The sequence below is a fragment of the Janthinobacterium sp. GW456P genome, assembly GCF_002127655.1.
Taxonomy (GTDB): Bacteria; Pseudomonadota; Gammaproteobacteria; order Burkholderiales; family Burkholderiaceae_D; genus Janthinobacterium.
The window spans coordinates 39,897-54,229 of sequence record NZ_NEHB01000009.1 but is presented as its reverse complement, the minus strand read 5'-3'; the positions used below and the strand labels follow the sequence as shown (position 1 = coordinate 54,229).

Annotated in this window: 13 protein-coding genes and 1 tRNA gene; 9 read left to right on the top strand and 5 right to left on the bottom strand. The window is 63.6% G+C overall.

Annotation, left to right across the window (positions count from 1 at the left end):
* The first annotated feature begins 95 nt into the window (after positions 1-95).
* The gene (locus tag CBW66_RS10315; protein ID WP_086138297.1) at positions 96-1,160 is read left to right on the top strand and encodes an NF038122 family metalloprotease; all 1,065 of its coding nucleotides are present in this window, start codon (positions 96-98) and stop codon (positions 1,158-1,160) included.
* A 35-nt stretch (positions 1,161-1,195) separates the two neighbouring features.
* Here the strand turns inward: CBW66_RS10315 and CBW66_RS28960 are convergent, their stop codons facing one another.
* On the bottom strand, positions 1,196-1,390 hold the full coding sequence (locus CBW66_RS28960) for a hypothetical protein (protein ID WP_172402968.1): 195 nt from the start codon (positions 1,388-1,390) through the stop codon (positions 1,196-1,198).
* A 36-nt stretch (positions 1,391-1,426) separates the two neighbouring features.
* Between CBW66_RS28960 and CBW66_RS10305 the strand changes: the two genes are divergently transcribed.
* Positions 1,427-1,511: transfer RNA gene (locus tag CBW66_RS10305), tRNA-Leu, on the top strand.
* Between the two features lie 93 nt (positions 1,512-1,604).
* On the opposite strand, the gene CBW66_RS10300 is transcribed toward CBW66_RS10305, so the two are convergent.
* Positions 1,605-2,456: an SDR family oxidoreductase gene (locus tag CBW66_RS10300; protein ID WP_086138296.1), complete on the bottom strand. Its 852-nt coding sequence runs from the start codon at positions 2,454-2,456 to the stop codon at positions 1,605-1,607.
* A 114-nt stretch (positions 2,457-2,570) separates the two neighbouring features.
* Between CBW66_RS10300 and CBW66_RS10295 the strand changes: the two genes are divergently transcribed.
* The 4 genes from CBW66_RS10295 (at position 2,571) to phaP (ending at position 6,292) form a co-directional block, all read left to right on the top strand.
* On the top strand, positions 2,571-2,999 hold the full coding sequence (locus tag CBW66_RS10295) for a helix-turn-helix domain-containing protein (RefSeq protein ID WP_139841659.1): 429 nt from the start codon (positions 2,571-2,573) through the stop codon (positions 2,997-2,999).
* Between the two features lie 91 nt (positions 3,000-3,090).
* On the top strand, positions 3,091-5,331 hold the full coding sequence (locus tag CBW66_RS10290; RefSeq protein WP_086138295.1) for an ATP-binding protein: 2,241 nt from the start codon (positions 3,091-3,093) through the stop codon (positions 5,329-5,331).
* Positions 5,332-5,378: 47 nt separating this feature from the next.
* Positions 5,379-5,573 (top strand): hypothetical protein, encoded by a 195-nt coding sequence (locus tag CBW66_RS10285; protein WP_086138294.1) that lies wholly within the window; start codon positions 5,379-5,381, stop codon positions 5,571-5,573.
* A 107-nt stretch (positions 5,574-5,680) separates the two neighbouring features.
* Positions 5,681-6,292, top strand: a complete 612-nt coding sequence (phaP, locus tag CBW66_RS10280; RefSeq protein ID WP_086138293.1) for a TIGR01841 family phasin — start codon at positions 5,681-5,683, stop codon at positions 6,290-6,292.
* A gap of 148 nt (positions 6,293-6,440) precedes the next feature.
* Here the strand turns inward: phaP and CBW66_RS10275 are convergent, their stop codons facing one another.
* A complete protein-coding gene (locus CBW66_RS10275) occupies positions 6,441-7,670 on the bottom strand; it encodes an MFS transporter (protein ID WP_086138292.1) in 1,230 nt (409 codons plus the stop codon).
* A 155-nt stretch (positions 7,671-7,825) separates the two neighbouring features.
* On the opposite strand from CBW66_RS10275, the gene CBW66_RS10270 reads away from it, so the two are divergent.
* The 3 genes from CBW66_RS10270 to CBW66_RS10260 all read left to right on the top strand — a co-directional run bounded on the left by CBW66_RS10270 (position 7,826) and on the right by CBW66_RS10260 (position 12,527).
* On the top strand, positions 7,826-8,530 hold the full coding sequence (locus tag CBW66_RS10270) for an SMI1/KNR4 family protein (protein ID WP_086138291.1): 705 nt from the start codon (positions 7,826-7,828) through the stop codon (positions 8,528-8,530).
* 95 nt (positions 8,531-8,625) lie between these two features.
* Positions 8,626-10,275, top strand: coding sequence for a VRR-NUC domain-containing protein (locus CBW66_RS10265; protein ID WP_086138290.1), 1,650 nt, complete (start codon positions 8,626-8,628; stop codon positions 10,273-10,275).
* Positions 10,272-12,527: an ATP-dependent DNA helicase gene (locus CBW66_RS10260; RefSeq protein ID WP_086138289.1), complete on the top strand. Its 2,256-nt coding sequence runs from the start codon at positions 10,272-10,274 to the stop codon at positions 12,525-12,527. The genes CBW66_RS10265 and CBW66_RS10260 overlap by 4 nt, the downstream gene beginning before the upstream one ends.
* Here the strand turns inward: CBW66_RS10260 and CBW66_RS10255 are convergent.
* The gene (locus CBW66_RS10255; protein WP_086138288.1) at positions 12,513-13,241 is read right to left on the bottom strand and encodes a LytTR family DNA-binding domain-containing protein; all 729 of its coding nucleotides are present in this window, start codon (positions 13,239-13,241) and stop codon (positions 12,513-12,515) included. The genes CBW66_RS10260 and CBW66_RS10255 overlap by 15 nt on opposite strands.
* Before the next feature lie 11 nt (positions 13,242-13,252).
* Complete coding sequence (locus CBW66_RS10250) at positions 13,253-14,329, bottom strand: sensor histidine kinase (RefSeq protein ID WP_086138287.1); 1,077 nt, start codon at positions 14,327-14,329, stop codon at positions 13,253-13,255.
* Positions 14,330-14,333: the final 4 nt, after the last annotated feature.

Below are 14,333 nucleotides of genomic sequence, written 5' to 3'. Positions count from 1 at the left end.
GACAGTCCTCTGCCTGCAGGTATATAAGTGCCTGATTTTAAAACCGAGCACGCTTCTTGCCTGCAGGATGGCATCGCCATTCCCGGAGCGCCGTCATGAAAAGCCTCGTCGCCGTCCTTGCCCTGATCTTGCCCGCCAGCACCATCGCCTCGCCCCTGTTCAATCTGCAATACGTACCCGGCACTTCGCCGCAGGCGCAGCAGGGATTCCAGGCGGCCGCCACGCGCTGGTCGCGCGTCCTGAAAGACAATGTCACCATCGAGCTGACGGTGGGCTTCAATTCGCTGGGCGGCAACATCCTGGGGCAAACGGGCTCGTCGGAAGCGTTTTACCGCTACAGCGACTTTCGCGGCACCCTGGCCGCCGACGCCACATCCACCGTCGACCAGCGGGCGCTGGCCTACCTGCCAACGGGAGACAGCTTCGGCATGCTGATCAACCGCACGGCCAACAATCCCAACGGACCCGGCAGCGCCCTGCCCTATCTCGACAATAATGGCGACGCCAACAATCAGTATTTATCCCTGAGCAATGCCGAAGCCAAGGCCGTCGGCCTGGCACCGCCGCCGCAATCGCTGGACGGCTGCATCGGCAATTGCGATGGCTTTATCCAGTTCAACAGCGATTTCAACTTCGATTTCGATCCCGGCAATGGCATCGAGGCCCGCAGCATCGACTTCATCGGCGTGGCCATGCATGAAATCGGCCACGCACTGGGCTTTCTCAGCGGCGTCGACATCCTCGACTACAACTCGCCGCCGCTGGGCGGCCCCTATGACGACACGGAATTTACCTACGTCTCGGGACTGGACCTGTTCCGCTACTCGGCAGAAAGCGCCGCGGCCGGCGTGATCGACTGGACGGCCGACAACCGCGACAAGTATTTCTCGCTCGACCGCGGTGCCACGCGCGGGCCCCTGTTTGCCAACGGCAGCTATCACGGCGATGGCGACCAGGCCAGCCACTGGCGCGACAATTTGCATTTGGGCATCATGGACCCGACGGTGGCATACGGCGAATTGCTGCGCCTGCGCTGGAACGACTTGATCGCCCTCGATGCCATCGGCTGGGATATCGCCCCGAACGCCATCCCGGCGCCGGGCACCGTCCCGCTGCTATGTCTGGCACTGATGCTGCTGGCACTGCAGCAACGACGCTGAATACGCTGAAAAAACAGGCAGTTTTCAGCCATTTCTCATAGGAGAAAGGCTTTTTTCAGCGGAAAAGGGGGTTTCTTGAAGAAAAGAGCAAAATGTTCATTGACCGAATCGCCGCCAACCCTTATTATTTTGTCCGTCGCTGCAGAACACGCAGCAGACAGCAAGAAAGCAGCAAAAGCAGCATCATGCCCACGTGGCGGAATTGGTAGACGCGCATGGTTCAGGTCCATGTGCCTTCGGGTGTAGGGGTTCGAGTCCCTTCCAGTGCCCACGTGGCGGAATTGGTAGACGCGCATGGTTCAGGTCCATGTGCCTTCGGGTGTAGGGGTTCGAGTCCCTTCGTGGGCACCATTACCTAATTCGCAAAAAAGCCGCAAACTTTCACGAGTTTGCGGCTTTTTTCATTGCAGAACGCCATGTGTTGCCATGGCGCCCTCCCTCCCCTTATTTGGCCAGCGCCACCTTCACGGCGTCAAGCAGGCGCGTCGTCGGACGGCCAATCAGCGCGCTCAATTGCTTGCCGTTGTCCTCCAGGCCGCCCTTGGCCGCGCCCGCATCGGAATCGGCCAGCAAATCGGCAAAGCCTTCCGGCACGCCCACGCTCACCAGCGCCGCCTTGAAGTCCGCCTGCGGCAAGTCTTTATAGACGATCACCTTGCCCGACTGGCGCGCCACTTCGGCCGCATACTCGGCCAGGGTAAAGCCGTGGTCGCCAGCGAGTTCATAGATGGCTTGCGGCTGGTCCGCGACCAGCACGGCAGCGGCGGCGGCGGCATAATCAGCGCGCGCGGCGGACGAGAAACGGCCGTTTTGCGCCGCGCCCAGCACGACGCCATGCTCGAGCACGGGCGCCAGGTGTTCCGTATGGTTTTCCAGGTACCAGCCGTTGCGCAGGAACGTGTACGGCAGGCCGGACGCGCGGATGGCCGCTTCCGTGACGACATGCTCGGCGGCCAGGCCCAGCGGCGTGGTGTCGGCACGCAAGACGCTGGTATAAGCGAGCAGGGAAACGCCGGCGCGCTTGGCCGCATCGATGACGTTCTGGTGCTGCTGCGCGCGCTGGCCCACTTCGCTTGACGAAATCAGCAGAATTTTCGTTGCGCCCTTGAAGGCCGCATCGAGGCTGGCGCCGTCGTTGTAATCGGCCTGGCGCACTTGCACGCCCTTGGCTGCCAGGTCGGCGGCCTTGGCCGGATTGCGCACGGCGGCGATGATGTTCGCTGCGGGAACGGATGCGAGCAGGCTGGCGATGACGTGCTGGCCCAGATTGCCTGTGGCGCCGGTGATGACGATCATGATTTCTCCTTGGAAGGTGGCTGGTAAAACCCTATAATAGGACTATTGCTTACTTATTGTAAGTACGTACCTTTTGGTAAGTATAAATTACCCTCACATTGAAGGCCAACTATCATGCCCACAGACACTCCCGGCGCCAGCCTGCGCGCCGCCCTCGCCCGTCAGAACCAGGGCGCGCATCTGCTAGCGGCTGCCTGCCCGTCGCGCGCCGTGCTCAGCCACCTGACCAGCCGCTGGGCCGTGCTGGTGCTGGTACTGTTGCTGAGCGGCACGCGGCGCTTCAGCGAACTGCGCCGCGAAGTGGGCGGCGTCAGCGAAAAAATGCTGGCGCAAACCCTGGAAGCGCTGGCGGGCGACGGCTTCGTGCTGCGCCAGGCGTATCTGGTGATCCCGCCCAAGGTGGAATACAGCCTCACGCCGCTGGGACGCGAGGCGGCCGAACGCCTGGCCGTGCTGGTCGACTGGATCGAAGACAATTACCCGCGCATCGAACAGGCGCGCGCGGCCCTGGATGCGGCACCGGCAGCGCAAAATGCAGCTTGAGCAGATTGCTTTTGATCATCAAGAATTATCGTTTACTCCTACTTGCCTTGATGTAATACTAGGCCCATGAACCGCGTAAGGGCGCGACACCATGAATCAGTTGATTTCTTCCATCACCGACCGGGCCAATGTGCTGCTGGTCAGCAATTCGCCGAATGAAGTGCGCGAACTGCTGTATGTGCTGGACCGGCATAACCTGGGCACGGGGCTGGCGGGCGATATCGACGAAGGCGTGGAACTGGCGGCCGGCGGCACGGACCTGATCCTGCTCGACGCGGCCCTGGCGGGTTCGAATATCGGCGCCACCTGCATGCGTCTGCGCAATGCTGGCGGACGCCACAGCGTGCCCCTGCTGCTTATGTCGGCCACACCCAGCGCCGAGGAACAGGGCCGCAGCGTGGGCGCCGGCGCTTCCGACTACATCAAGATGCCCTTCAATGCGCGCGACGTGGCGGAAAAGATCCTGATGGAACTGGCGCTGCACAAGGCCGAGGCGCCCGCAGCGCATGCCGCCACGCCACCGCGCCCCCTGCATCCGCAAACGCTGGAAGTCAATTACCACTCGATCCTGGCCGGTTCGCCCGACGCCGTGCTGCTGTTCGATATCGACAACCGCCTGCTGATCGACGCCAACCACCTGGCCGAAGAACTGTTCGGCATGCCGCTGGCCGAGCTGCTGCAAGGCGGCATGGAACCGCTGTTCCCCCAGCATCAAAGCGATGGCCGCGCCTCGCCGCAACTGCTGGAAGAAAAGATCCGCGATACCCTGCAAGGCAAGATCGTCGTCTTCCGCGCCAGCTGCTGCCACCGCGACAGCCACCCGATCGCCTGCGAAATCCGGCTGATGCGCCTGTCCGTGCCGGGCCGCCAGCTCGTGCATGCGCGCATCATCGACTTGACTGAACGCAATCTCGCCGAAGCGATGCGCTCGGGCCAGAGCGCCCTGCTGGAAATGGTCGCCAAGGGCGCGCCCCTGATCCCCACGCTGAACCAGCTGCTGCTCTTGATCGAAGGCCAGTCGCGTGGCGTGCTGTGCTCCATCATGCTGCTCGACGACGACGGCGTCCACATGCACAGCGCGGCCGGTCCCAGCCTGCCGACCGAGTACATGGCCCTGCTAGAAGGCGTGGCCATCGGCCCCGGGGTGGGTTCCTGCGGCACCGCCATGTTCCTGCGCGAACCGGTGGTGGTCAGCGACATCATGCGCGATCCGCTGTGGGCGCCCTACCGCGAACTGGCCGCGCCGTTCGGCTTGCGCGCGTGCTGGTCGCAGCCCATTTTCGGCCAGGATGGCGCCGTGCTCGGCTCCTTCGCCATGTACTACCGCGAAGTACGCCAGCCCGATGCGCGCGACCTGGAGCTGATCGACACGGCCACCGACCTGGCCGGCATCGCCATCGGCCGCATGCGCCACGAACGCGAGCTGCAGCGCCACCGCGCCCACCTGGAAGAGCTGGTGGCCGAACGCACGGCGGCCCTGACGCAGGCCAAGGAACACTCGGAGCAGACGAACCGCGAATTGGCCGCCGCGCTGGAAAACCTGTCCATCACGCAGGAAGAACTGGTGCGGCGCGACAAACTGGCCGCGCTCGGTGCGCTGGTGGCCGGCATTGCGCATGAACTCAATACGCCGATCGGCAACGGCCTGGTGGTGGCCACCACGATGGCCGAGCGCACGCGCGAAATCCAGGCCAGCTTTCTCGACGGCCTGCGCCGCTCCGAACTGGGCGCCTACCTGACCCAGGCCAGCGAGGCCGACGCCATCATGCTGCGCAACCTGCAGCGCGCGGCCGACCTCGTTTCGAGCTTCAAGCAGATCGCCGTCGACCGCGCCAGTTCGCAACGCCGCCACTTCCTGCTGCGCCAGTTCGTGGCCGAGCTGATGCTGCCCCTGTGCACGCAGCTCAAGGCCGCCGGCCTGAGCCTGACGCAGGACGTGCCGGAGGGCCTGGCCATGGACAGCTATCCCGGCCCGCTGGGCCAGGTGCTGAGCAACCTGCTGGAAAACTGTCTGCGCCATGCCTTCGAGGGCCGCAGCGGCGGCAACATCGCCATCACCGCGCACGGCAGCGACGACGGGCAGACGATCACCCTGTCCATCGCCGACACGGGCGTGGGCATCGCCGCCGACGATCTCGTGCACGTCTACGACCCCTTCTTCACGACCAAGCTCGGTTCCGGCGGCTCGGGCCTGGGCCTGCACGTGGCGCACAACATCGTCACGGGCGTGCTGGGCGGCCATATCGACGCCATCAGCAGCACCGGTGACGCCAGCGGCACCACCTTCACCCTGCAACTGCCCGCCGCGGCGCCGCAATCGCCCGCGCCCTGAGCGGCAGGCGCGCTACAATACCCGCAAGCCATTCTTTCGGAGCAACTATGAAATACCTGATTGCCACGGCCCTGCTGGCCGCTTGCGCGTACGCCTCGGCCGGACCGGCGCCCTGGTATCAATGGCGCAGCAAGATCGACGGCACCCTGTCGTGCGCCCAGTCCACCCTGGGATTTGGCTGGGAACTGGCCTCGGGACCGTACAAAGATAGCCGTTGCGAAAAACCGGCGCTTGTTAAATAATGGGGCCATGACCACACGGGGCACCGGCTTGAGATCAAGCGATGGCAATGCGGCGTCGAAAGAGTATGGAACGATAAGAACGTATCTATTCAAACCGAGGAGACCACATGTTTACGAATCCCGAACAATTCGCAACGGCCACCAAGGCCCTGTTTGAATTCCAGCTGATGACCTTCAACACCCTCACCTCGAAGGCCGTGCAAGGCGTGGAACAGGTGCTGGCATTGAACATGGCCACCGCCAAGTCCGGCATTGAGGATGGCCTTGCCGCCGGCAAGGAAATCAGCCAGGCCAAGGATCCGAAGGCCGCCATGGCCGCCGCCGCCGCCCAGCTGCAACCGGGCGTGGCCGGCGCGAAGGCGTATAAACAGCAACTCGACGACATCATCAAGGAAATCCACACGGAATTCACGACGGCCGCCGAAGCCCATGTGGCCGAAGCGAAAAGCAATCTGAGCGCCCTGATCTACGACGTCACGAAAAACGTGCCGCCAGGCTCGGAAAACGCCGTCGCCATCGTCAAGGCCGCCATCGACAACGCCTTCCTCGGCTACGAACAAGTGACCAAGGCCACCAAGCAAGCCGTGAAGACCGTGGAAGAGCAGATCGCCAAGGCCAGCGCGCAAGTGGCGCAGGCCACGGAAAAAGCGACGGCCGGCCCCCAGGCTGCGGCTGAAAAGGCGGCGCCAGCGGCAAAGCCGAAGGCGGCGAAGAAGTAAGGAACCCCAAGGACAGATACCGGGGTCGTACCCTGCAGGGTACGACCCCGGCTTTTTTCAGGGTTCATCTGACCGGCACGAGCCGGCACACGCACCACCTCCCCTCCAGCAGATATAAGCCTCCTACCCGCCGAAAAATGGCCAGCGCCTAGCTGCAGCAATCCTGGCAAGCCTTCGCCTCGACGGTTCCGGCCAACTGGCGGCGCCAGACCGCCATGCGCCATGCGGCCCAGGCGGCGGACAAGGCGCCGGCGACAAGGATCAGGCGGGTGTCGATCAGGGTCAGCACTGAACCGCTGAGGGCGACGACGATGTTGGCGATGCAAAAGGTGGTGGCCAGCAAGCCCATCACGGCGCCCTGTCCGTGCGCGCTGAAGCGCTCGGCGCACCAACCCTGTATCACCGTGTTGTACAGCGCATTCGGAATGCCGAACAGCACGATGGCGGCGATGCCCACCCAGATATTACCCAGCGCCAATATCCCGACAGCCAGCGCCACGCCGCAGGCATACCAGCAGGCCCGCAGCAGCGGCGCATGGCGGCTGGGGCCGCCCGCCAGCAAGGACGTGACCGTCATCGTGCCGCACAGGCCCACATTCACCCAGGCAATCTCCTGCGCATGGTAATTGGCCGTCTCGACCAGCCACAGCGGATAAAACTCATAAAAACTGGCCACGCCGCAGGTGAACGCCAGTTGCACGATGAACAGGGTGCGCAGCTCCCCATGGCGCAGCAAATTGAGCGAATGGCGGTCGCGCGCCACTTGCCACCACGACGTCGTCAATAGCGAGGGGGTTTCGCGCGGCAAGCCCACGGCCACCAGCACGGCGACGAGCATCAGGGCCGCGGCGGCGATCCAGAACGGCACCGTCACGCCCCAATGCAGGGTCGCGCCCGCCAAAATCGGCCCCACCAGCCAGCCCAGGTAGAACGCGCCATTCAGCCAGGACATGGCGCGCAAGCGCAGCGCTCCCGTCAACTGGTCGGCCAGCATGGCGCGCGCCACGGCGCCGTTACCTTCCAGCAAACCCGTGATGAAACGGGCGACGATGAACAGCGGATAGGACTGGATCACCAGCGCCCAGGCCGTGATGGCATGGCCGATGGCGGCGCCCACGGCCGTGCGCATCAGCAAAGGGCGGCGGCCGTAGCGGTCGGACAGCGGCCCCAGCAGGGCCGAACCGATCAGCAAACCCAGCGGGTTGATCGTCAGCGCCAGGCCGAACAGCAATTTGGACGGCAAGCCGAGGAAATTGTTGAAGGCATTCGGCGCCTCGGCCGCGAACAGCGGCGGCAAGATAGGGTATGGCAAGGAGGCGCCGATGGTCGACAGCAGCGCCAGCAAACAGGCGGCGGAAATCAGGATGATGTTTTTCATGCGGAATCGATGGGTAGTGTCTGGCAAGACTACGTGGCCATGCCATATAAGTAAACGATAGAGTTTATTAAATATCTGCGCCACTGCTGCCGTGAGGCGTGCAAGACAACGCCTCGGCTATCATGCCGCCATGACCCACGTCGAACAGGACAAACATGACACTGTCAGAAATTGAAAGCAAACACGGCTTTATCTATCCCGCGCTGTATCGCCAGCTCGAGCACGACGGCATGCTGGCCGTGGGTGAATATGGGCCCGACTGGTACAAGCTGGTCTATCCCACCTTGACGGAGCGCCCTACCCTGCTGCTGCACGCGGACGACTTCGAATTGCTCAATATCGAGGCCGTTGCCGATGCCGTCGATACGCTGCTGGACGCCGACGACTACCGGCAGATCGACCCCGCCTTGCAGTTCATCCCCTTCGCGCAAACGGGCGCGGGCGACCACTACTGTTTTTTCGCCTCCGGCCAGCAAGACGGCGAGATGCCCGTCGTGCTGCTGTGGCACGACCAGCATGAAGCGCAATATCTGGCGAAAAACTTGCACGACTTCCTGTTCCACATGTTGTTAAACGGCATGGCGGAGCAGGATACGTACAACGAGGTCAGCGACGAGGAATTCAGGGAACAACTAACCAAAACCCTGGGCACGCATGCGCGCTACCTGACGGCGCGGCAAGCCGAACTGCTGCAGACCTTGCTGGCCAGGGATATCCTCGATTACGAGGTGACATTGCCGAAGGGACGCAAGGAAGCGCACCGGGGCTTGCTGACCGATAGCGAGCTGGCCCGCCTGCGCGAGGAATTCATTCCCTACGAAAAGTTCGACAGCTGGTTTGCCTGCAGCACGGCTGGCTGAACATAAAATCGCTGGGCAAGCGGCGGCTGAAGGTTTAAACTGTATATAAACACAGTAAAACAGATCGCCTTGCAACTTGCCCTATTGCCATCCCCATGTTGAGAGTCCTGGAAAATCCCCTGTACTATCTGGATAATTTCCAGGACGTGCTGCACTGGATCAGCGCGCGTTACGCCGATCTGCTGAGCCCTGAAGAATCGCGCTTCATCACCGCATTCGGCGCACTGCCGCAGCCGTCGCGCGCCCTGTTCGTGCGCCTCGTCATGCGCAAGGGCTGCCTGTTTCGCGCCAGCAAACTCAATTACCCGGAAATCGGCGACACGCGCGCGGCCGCCCTGCCCTTGCTGGCCACGGGCTGGGTGGAAGCCGATCCCGTCATTGCGCTCGACGAGTTGTTCGACTTGCTGCTGAAAGTAGAAATCGCCCAGGCTTTCGATCTCGCCCCGTCCCTGAAGGCGGCGCGCAAGGCCGAGCAACTGGACGCCTTGCGCGAACTGCATGCGGAAAATAAACCATTCTCCGCGTGGCACCCGGCCTGTACCGACGTGCTGTACCGCATCGGCTTGCAAGCGCTGTGCGACCGCCTGCGCCTGATCTACTTTGGCAACTATCACCAGGACTGGTCGGAATTCGTGCTATCCGACCTGGGCGTGTACCAATACGAAAAAGTCGAATTCTCGCCCGCTTCGCGCGGCTTTCGCACGCGCCAGGATATCGAACATTATGAAGTGTTGCAGCAGTGCCGCGAACGCTACAACGACAGCGCGCCGGCAACCGAGGTGCTGCAGCAACTGGCCGCGCTGTCTTTGTCCGAGGACAATACCTGGCTGGCCAGTCGGCGCGACAAGCTGCGTTTCCAGATCGCCCAGCACCTGGAAAAAAGCCAGGACTGGCCGGCCGCCTACCGCGCCTACGCCGATTGCCGCTATCCGGGCGCGCGCGGCCGCGCCATCCGCGTGCTGGAAAAAGATGAACAGCCGCAAGCGGCCTATGAACGCCTGATGATCGCCCTCGCGGCGCCGGAAAGCGAGGCGGAACAACAATTGCTGCTGCGCATGGCGCCGCGTCTGCGGCGCAAGCTGGGCCATGCAAAGCAGGCGGCCAGCGCGGCAGCCAGCGTGGAGCGCATCGATCTGCACCTGCCCTATCCTGAACAGGCATGCTACGTGGAAGGGGTGGTGCAGCAACACCTGATGCGCGATGAGGCGCCCGTGTATTACGTGGAAAACACCCTGATCAACTCGCTGTTCGGCCTGCTGTGCTGGCCCGCCATCTTCAAGCCGATGCCGGGCGCCTTCTTCCACCCGTTCCACCGTGGCCCGGCCGACTTGCACAGCGCCGATTTTTACCAGCGCCGCAACCCGGACTTCGCCGCTTGCCTGGCGCAACTGGACGACGGCAGCTACCACGCCGCCATCCGCGCCACCTTGGCCGCCAAGCGCGGCATCGTCTCGCCCTTCGTCAGCTGGGACGTGCTCGACGGCGGCTTGCTGGACCTGGCGCTGGCCTGCATCCCGGCCGCGCACCTGAAGAAAGCATTCGAGCGCATCTTGCTCGACATCAAAAGCAACCGCAGCGGCTTTCCCGATTTAATCCAGTTCTGGCCGGCGGAACGGCGCTACCGCATGATCGAAGTCAAGGGCCCGGGCGACCGCCTGCAAGACAACCAGCTGCGCTGGATCGCCTATTGCGCCGAACACGCCATGCCCGTCAGCGTGTGCTACCTGCAATGGGAGGGGGCATGAAGTACACGATCGCCGTGCGCGCCCTGTGCGAATTCACGGCCAAGACAGGCGACCTGGACTTGCGGTTCACGCCCTCGCCCACGGCGCAGGAAGGCATGGCCGGCCACGCCACCGTCACGGGCCGGCGCGACGACGATTACCAGCGCGAAATCAGCCTGTGCGGCGACTTCGGCCCCCTGCACGTGCGAGGCCGCGCCGATGGCTACGACCCGGCGCGGCGGCAGCTGGAAGAAATCAAGACCTATCGGGGCGAACTGGACGCCATGCCCGCCAACCACCGCCAGCTGCACTGGGCGCAGGCGCGCATCTACGGCCACTTGCTGTGCCAGCAACTGAACCTGCCCATGCTGCGCGTGGCGCTCGTGTATTTCGACATCGCCAGCCAGAAGGAAACGCTCATGCACGAGGAATGCACGGCCGAGGCGCTGCGTCTGTTCTTCGAACAGCATTGCGCGCTGTTCCTCGACTGGGCCGAGCAGGAGCTGGCGCACCGCGCCAGCCGCGACGCGCAGCTCACGGCCATGGCCTTTCCCCACGCGAACTTCCGCCCGGGGCAGCGGCAATTGGCAGAGGCCATGTACAAGGCCAGCAGCCGCGGCTGCGGTTTGCTGGCGCAGGCGCCGACCGGTATCGGCAAGACCGTGGGCAGCCTGTTCCCCATGTTGAAAGCGACGGCCGCGCATGGCCTCGACAAACTGTTTTTCCTGGCTGCCAAGGTGCCGGGCCGCCAGATGGCGCTCGACGCCTGCGCCATCCTCAAGGAGAACGCGCCGCTGCTGCCCTTGCGCGTGCTGGAACTGAGCGCCAAGACCAGCGCCTGCGAGCATCCGGACAAAGCGTGCCACGGTGAATCGTGTCCGCTGGCCAAGGGTTTTTACGACCGCCTGCCGCTGGCGCGCGAGGTGGCGCTGGCCAGCGGTTTGATATTGGACAAGGAAGCCGTGCGCGCCATCGCCTTGCAGCAGGGTATTTGCCCGTATTACCTGGGCATGGAGCTGGCGCGCTGGAGCGACGTCGTCATCGGCGACTACAATTATTATTTCGACCTCAGCGCCATGCTGTACGGCATGACCCTGGCCCACGACTGGAAAGTCAACGTGCTGGTCGACGAGGCGCACAATATGGTGTCGCGCGCGCGCAGCATGTATTCGGCCGAACTGGCGCAGATCGACCTCAAAATGCTGCGCAAGTTTGCGCCCGAGGGCTTGAAAAAGCCGCTGGACCGCCTCTCGCGCCAGTGGACGGCCCTACTCAAGGAGCACGATGGCGACTACCACGTGCATGCGGCCTTGCCCGACAAATTCTTTGGCGCGCTGCAAGGCGTGGCCACGGCCATCGGCGACTACCTGGCCGAACACGCTGCCGCGCTCGATGAAAACTTGCAGCGCTTTTATTTCGACGTGCTGCTGATCAACCGCCTGGCGGAGAGTTTCGGCGCGCATTCGCTGTTCGACGTCAGCAAAACGGAGACGGGTTCCACCGTCTGCATCCGCAACATCGTCCCGGCACCGTTCTTGAAAGAACGCTTCGCGGCCAGCCACAGCACGGCCCTGTTTTCCGCCACCCTGAGTCCGTGGAATTACTACAGCGACACCTTGGGCATGCCGGCCGACACGGCCTGGGTCGACGTGGAATCGCCATTCCAGGCGGAACAACTGTCCGTGCGCGTGGCCGACGGCATTTCCACGCGCTACCAGCACCGCGCCGCCTCCTTGCTGCCCATCGCGCAATTGATGGCGAAGCAATACGCGCAAACGCCGGGCAACTACCTGGCCTTCTTCAGCAGCTTCGATTACATGGAAAAGACGGCCACTCTGTTCGCCCAGCATTACCCGGATGTGCCCATCTGGCAGCAGCCGCGCCGCATGGATGACGGTGCCCGCGCGCAATTCCTGGGCCGTTTCGGCCTGGACACGCGCGGCATCGGCTTTGCCGTGCTGGGCGGCGCCTTCGGCGAAGGCATCGACCTGCCCGGCGCGCGCCTGATCGGCGCCTTCATCGCCACCCTCGGCTTGCCGCAGATCAATCCCGTCAACGAGCAGATCCGCCAGCGCATGGGCGATATCTTCGGCGCCGGCTACGACTACACGTATCTGTATCCGGGCATGCAGAAGGTGGTGCAGGCGGCCGGCAGGGTCATCCGCACCACGTCCGACAAGGGCGTCGTCTACCTGATCGACGACCGTTTTTCCCGCCCGGAAATCCGGCAACTCTTGCCTGCCTGGTGGGATGTGCAGCTAGCCAACCAGTAACTTCAGCTTCTGGTAGCCCGCCTTGCTCACGGGTATGCGCGTGTCGTCGCGCAGGATGGCCACATGGCTGTCTTTCGTGGCCGCCTCGATGCGGCGGATGCCGTCGATATTGAGCAGATACGACCTGTGCACGCGCAGGAATTTGGCGGGATCGAGCTGGGTCTCCAGCTCCGACAGTCGCTGGCTTTTCAGGTAGGACTTGCCCTCGGAACGGATGCTGATGTAATCGTCCTGCGCCTCGATGTAGTCGATGCGCGCGCTGGCGATGACGTGCACCTTGGCGCCGTCGCGGATCAGCACGCGGTCCAGGGGCGCGGCGCGCGTGGCCGCCTCGCGCGCCAGCGTGAGCACAGTGTCCGGCGTACCGCGGCTGGCGCGCGCATGGGCCAGCGCCTGGTCGAAGCGCTGTTCGCTGAACGGTTTCAGCAGGTAATCGAGGGCATGGCACTCGAACGCCTTCAAGGCGTACTGGTCGTAGGCCGTGACAAAGATCAGCTTAGTCTTTGCGCCGATCAGCTCGGCCACTTCAAAACCATCGAGGCGCGGCATCTGGATGTCGAGGAACACCAGTTCCGGCGCCAATTCCGCGATGGCCTTGACGGCGTCGAAGCCGTTGGCGCACTCGGCCACGATGTCGATATCGTTGTGGCGCGCCAGGTATTCGCGCAACACGCTGCGCGCCAGTAACTCATCGTCGACGATGGCCACCCGCATTCTTGCCTGCATCATGTTTCCTCCGTGTCGCCGGTCTGCGCCGGCATGGAAATCATCACTTCGAACTGGCCGCCGCGCCGCTCCCAATGCACGCTGGCCTCGTGGCCATACGCGCCGGCCAGGCGCTGGCGCACATTCTCCAGGCCCACGCCGTTGCCGCGCGCCGGTCCCTGATCCGCATCGACGGGGTTGCGCACGGCGATCTGCAACAGGCTGCCCGCGCGCCGGACTTCGATGGCGATCAGGCCGCCCTCCGTCAAGCCGCAGATACCGTGCTTGACGGCATTTTCCACCAGCGGCTGTATCAGCATGGGCGGCAGCAAACACGCCAGCGCGGCGGCGTCGATGCTTTCCGCCACGTGCAGGCGCGCGCCGAAACGAACTTGCTCGATGGCGAGAAAGTGGCGGATCAGCACCAGTTCCTGCTCCACGGTAATGTGCTTGTGCGCTTCCAGGCTCAGGCTCTGGCGAAAGAAACTGGCCAGTTGCACCGTCATCTGGCGCGCGCCCGCCGCATCGATAGACGTCAGGGCACTGATGGAGTTCAGGCTGTTGAACAGGAAATGCGGATCGATCTGCGTGCGCAGCATGCGCAGTTGCGCTTCCTGCGCCGTCAGCTGCGCTTCCAGGCCCCGTTGCTCGGCCATGCTGGCGCGCACGAATTCGAGCAGCAGATAATGCACGGCAGCGGCCAGGCAATACAGCAGCACGCCCAGGCCGAAGAACAGGGCCAGCAGCGATTGCGTCAAGTCCACGCCCAGCCAGTGCTGCTCCAGCAACAGGCTGACGCTGTTCAGAAATTGCAGCAGGGTCGCCCACAGCAAGCCCGCGAACAGCGCCGCCACGCCCATTACGCCGGCAATGGCGAGCGGATGGCCCGCGTGCAAGGGATAGGCGCGGCACAGGTAAAACGCGGAAAAGCCAGAACCGATCGCATACACGAGCGTGGCGGGCACGACCAGCAGGGCCGCGTTGAGCCATGGCGCGTGGGCCACCCTGGCCAGGACAAAGGCCAGGGCCAGGCCCAGTGCGATGCAGACCAGGAACAGCACCACGGCGCCGCGCCGCTTCGACAAGGCTACGGACATGCGC

What these genes read in the sequence shown, in the direction of transcription:
- CBW66_RS10315 (WP_086138297.1), top strand. Translation starts at nt 96, where the DNA reads ATGAAAAGCCTCGTCGCCGTCCTTGCCCTGATCTTGCCCGCCAGCACC.
- CBW66_RS10265 (WP_086138290.1), top strand. Translation starts at nt 8,626, where the DNA reads ATGTTGAGAGTCCTGGAAAATCCCCTGTACTATCTGGATAATTTCCAG.
- CBW66_RS10250 (WP_086138287.1), bottom strand. Translation starts at nt 14,329, where the DNA reads ATGTCCGTAGCCTTGTCGAAGCGGCGCGGCGCCGTGGTGCTGTTCCTG.
- CBW66_RS10270 (WP_086138291.1), top strand. Translation starts at nt 7,826, where the DNA reads ATGACACTGTCAGAAATTGAAAGCAAACACGGCTTTATCTATCCCGCG.
- CBW66_RS10285 (WP_086138294.1), top strand. Translation starts at nt 5,379, where the DNA reads ATGAAATACCTGATTGCCACGGCCCTGCTGGCCGCTTGCGCGTACGCC.
- CBW66_RS10290 (WP_086138295.1), top strand. Translation starts at nt 3,091, where the DNA reads ATGAATCAGTTGATTTCTTCCATCACCGACCGGGCCAATGTGCTGCTG.
- CBW66_RS10255 (WP_086138288.1), bottom strand. Translation starts at nt 13,241, where the DNA reads ATGCGGGTGGCCATCGTCGACGATGAGTTACTGGCGCGCAGCGTGTTG.
- phaP (WP_086138293.1), top strand. Translation starts at nt 5,681, where the DNA reads ATGTTTACGAATCCCGAACAATTCGCAACGGCCACCAAGGCCCTGTTT.
- CBW66_RS28960 (WP_172402968.1), bottom strand. Translation starts at nt 1,390, where the DNA reads ATGGACCTGAACCATGCGCGTCTACCAATTCCGCCACGTGGGCATGAT.
- CBW66_RS10300 (WP_086138296.1), bottom strand. Translation starts at nt 2,456, where the DNA reads ATGATCGTCATCACCGGCGCCACAGGCAATCTGGGCCAGCACGTCATC.
- CBW66_RS10295 (WP_139841659.1), top strand. Translation starts at nt 2,571, where the DNA reads ATGCCCACAGACACTCCCGGCGCCAGCCTGCGCGCCGCCCTCGCCCGT.
- CBW66_RS10260 (WP_086138289.1), top strand. Translation starts at nt 10,272, where the DNA reads ATGAAGTACACGATCGCCGTGCGCGCCCTGTGCGAATTCACGGCCAAG.
- CBW66_RS10275 (WP_086138292.1), bottom strand. Translation starts at nt 7,670, where the DNA reads ATGAAAAACATCATCCTGATTTCCGCCGCCTGTTTGCTGGCGCTGCTG.